This window comes from Cognatishimia sp. (assembly GCF_964229375.1).
GTDB lineage: Bacteria > Pseudomonadota > Alphaproteobacteria > Rhodobacterales > Rhodobacteraceae > Cognatishimia.
On sequence record NZ_CAXREH010000054.1, the window covers coordinates 1 to 3293 of the forward strand.

3 protein-coding genes are annotated in these 3293 nt (G+C 58.1%); all 3 read left to right on the forward strand.

The window, feature by feature from the left end; all coding sequences use genetic code 11:
* The first annotated feature begins 34 nt into the window (after positions 1 to 34).
* Positions 35 to 1846: a succinate dehydrogenase flavoprotein subunit gene (sdhA, locus tag ACEQWH_RS04090; RefSeq protein ID WP_370228441.1), complete on the forward strand. Its 1812-nt coding sequence runs from the start codon at positions 35 to 37 to the stop codon at positions 1844 to 1846.
* Between the two features lie 18 nt (positions 1847 to 1864).
* Entirely contained in the window at positions 1865 to 2746 is an 882-nt protein-coding gene (locus tag ACEQWH_RS04095; protein ID WP_370228442.1) for a hypothetical protein, read from the forward strand.
* A gap of 70 nt (positions 2747 to 2816) precedes the next feature.
* A partial coding sequence (locus tag ACEQWH_RS04100; RefSeq protein WP_370228443.1) for a 2Fe-2S iron-sulfur cluster-binding protein occupies positions 2817 to 3293 on the forward strand: 477 nt, incomplete at its 3' end.

A 3293-nucleotide genomic window follows, 5' to 3' on the forward strand; every position in this document is an offset into this window, starting at 1 on the left:
AAGATCGCTCTCTAAGCCCCCGGAGTCTCGTACGATGGCAGCATATGAATATGAAACCCACGAATATGACGTGGTGGTTGTGGGCGCCGGCGGGGCCGGTCTGCGTGCAACGCTTGGCATGGCAGAACAGGGTCTGCGCACAGCCTGTGTAACGAAAGTTTTCCCGACCCGCTCGCACACCGTTGCGGCGCAGGGCGGTATTGCTGCGTCTTTGGGTAACATGGGCCCCGACAGCTGGCAGTGGCATATGTATGACACGGTCAAAGGCTCGGACTGGTTGGGCGATACCGACGCGATGGAGTACCTCGCGCGCGAAGCTCCGAAAGCCGTTTATGAACTGGATCACTACGGTGTGCCCTTCTCGCGGACCGAGGAAGGCAAGATCTATCAGCGTCCATTCGGTGGTCACACAACTGAATTTGGCGAAGGCCCTGCGGTTCAGCGGACCTGTGCCGCTGCCGACCGCACCGGTCACGCGATCCTGCACACGCTTTATGGCCAGTCGCTGAAGAACAACGCGGAATTCTACATCGAATACTTCGCGATTGACCTGCTGATGTCGGATGACGGCGAATGTCAGGGTGTTGTCTGCTGGAAACTTGACGACGGCACGATGCACGTCTTCCGCGCAAAAATGGTTGTTCTGGCGACCGGCGGCTATGGCCGCGCGTATTTCTCGGCGACCTCTGCACACACCTGCACCGGTGACGGTGGCGGTATGGTGATGCGCGCAGGCCTGCCGATGCAGGATCTGGAATTCGTTCAGTTCCACCCAACCGGGATCTATGGCTCTGGCTGTCTGATCACCGAGGGGGCTCGGGGCGAAGGTGGCTATCTGACCAACTCTGAAGGCGAGCGTTTCATGGAACGCTATGCACCGAACTACAAAGATTTGGCACCGCGTGACTTCGTGTCCCGTTCGATGACGATGGAAATCCGCGAAGGCCGCGGTGTTGGGGGCGAAGGTGACCACATCTTCCTGAACCTGAACCACCTGCCAGCGGATGCTTTGGCAGAGCGTCTGCCAGGTATTTCTGAATCCGCTAAGATCTTCGCAGGTGTCGACGTCACCAAAGAGCCGATCCCGGTTCTGCCGACCGTGCACTACAACATGGGCGGCATTCCAACCAACTATTGGGGCGAAGTGCTGGATCCAACTGAGGACAACCCAACAAAGATCGTTCCGGGCCTGATGGCTGCGGGCGAGGCGGGCTGTGCCTCTGTACACGGTGCGAACCGTCTTGGGTCCAACTCTCTGATCGACCTCGTGGTCTTTGGTCGGGCGGCTGCGATCCGCGCAGGTCAGGTCGTGGACCGCGACGCGCCGGTGCCAACACCGCCACAAGCCCAGATCGACAAAGCCTTCGAGCGTTTTGACGCGCTGCGTTACGCCAAAGGCGCGATTCCGACGGCAGATCTGCGCCTAGAGATGCAAAAGACCATGCAGCGTGATGCTGCTGTTTTCCGGACTGCGAAAACAATGGCCGAAGGCGTCGAGGCGATGACCGAGATTGCGGGCAAAATGAGCGACGTTAAGGTCACGGACACCTCGCTGGTCTGGAACTCTGACCTGATGGAAACCCTCGAGCTGACCAACCTCATGCCATCCGCGATTTCGACAATCGTGAGTGCAGAGGCCCGTAAGGAAAGCCGCGGCGCACACGCTCACGAGGACTTCCCGGATCGTGACGACGAAAACTGGCGCGTACACACCGTCAGCCGTGTTGACGAGACCGGCACCAAAGTCAGCCTGTCTTATCGTCCAGTGATCACCGATCCTCTGACAACAGAGGATGAAGGCGGCATCGAACTGAAGAAAATCGCGCCCAAAGCGCGGACCTTCTAAGGCAGAGCACCGGCGTAAATGAAAGATCAGGCGGATATCACCCTTTTTGAAAAGCTCGGCTTTACGCCAAGCCGGGTGATCCGTGTGTTTGGCATGCGCCGGTCTGGCAACCATGCGCTCATCAACTGGTTGATGCGCAATGCGCCACAGATGGTGGTTTTTCTAAACAATTGTGCGCCGGGCAAATGTCCGGCGGACACGGCCAAGGCGCTGGAAATCGGCACGCTGGGTCTGTCACTGAGTGAAGCCTCTGTGGCGGAACACTGCGCCGAGGTGCATGACGGCGGCGTGTTGATCATCTCGTATGAAGATTTCATGCCCGATCCACATGAACCTGTTGGGGCGGTGTCAAAAGGGCTGTCTGACGAGACCGACTGCCTTGATCTGCTGCTGTTCAGAGGCTTCATGAACTGGTCCGCATCGTTGCTGCGCAAGCTGCAGAACAACGATGCGCACGACATGATGTCCCGCATGCGCACGATGATTAATGCGATCGACCGCTATACCGAAGGGCTGGAGCTGGTGCAGGACGCGCCAGCCCGTATTCGCCCTGTCAGCTATGATCGTTGGGTCAGCCGCGCGCGCTATCGTGCGCGTATTCTGGACGCGCTTGGTTTTGAGGTGCGTGACAATGGTCTTGGTACCGTTCAGCCCTATGGCGGAGGCTCGTCGTTTCAGAAAGACGTCAAGGCCGCCAAAGATCTTGCGCCGCATGAGCGTTGGCACCTGATGGTGAACGATGCGGAATTTCAGCTTCTGCTTCTGATGGCATCTCAGCATGGCGAATTGGTCGAGCTGATGGATGATCTGATGCCGCAGGATGCAAACCTTCTTAAGGGTTATCTGGCGCAGGCCCGGTTCCCCTATCACGTACAACTGGCCGAGGGCGACGAGACATGATCCCCGCCCAGCCAACCCCTCTTTTCACCCACGCGCGCCACGCGCTGCAGGCAAGCTAAGGAGACGACTGATGGTCGAATTTGCGCTCCCAAAGAACTCCCGGATCACAACAGGGAAAACCTGGCCCAAGCCAGAAGGCGCTAAGAATGTGCGCAAGTTCCAGATTTACCGCTGGAACCCGGATGATGGCAAAAACCCATCGGTCGATACCTATTTTATCGACATGGACAACTGTGGCCCGATGATCCGGGACGCGTTGATCAAAATCAAAAACGAGATCGACCCGACCCTGACCTTCCGTCGTTCGTGCCGCGAAGGCATCTGCGGCTCTTGCGCGATGAACATCGACGGGATCAACACCCTGGCCTGTATCTATGGCCTGGATGAGGTGAAGGGCGACGTGCGGATCTATCCGCTGCCGCACATGCCGGTGGTCAAGGACCTGATCCCCGATCTGACGCATTTCTATGCGCAGCATGCCTCGATCATGCCCTGGCTGGAAACCAAGACCAACCGCCCCGCGAAAGAGTGGAAGCAGTCCATCGAG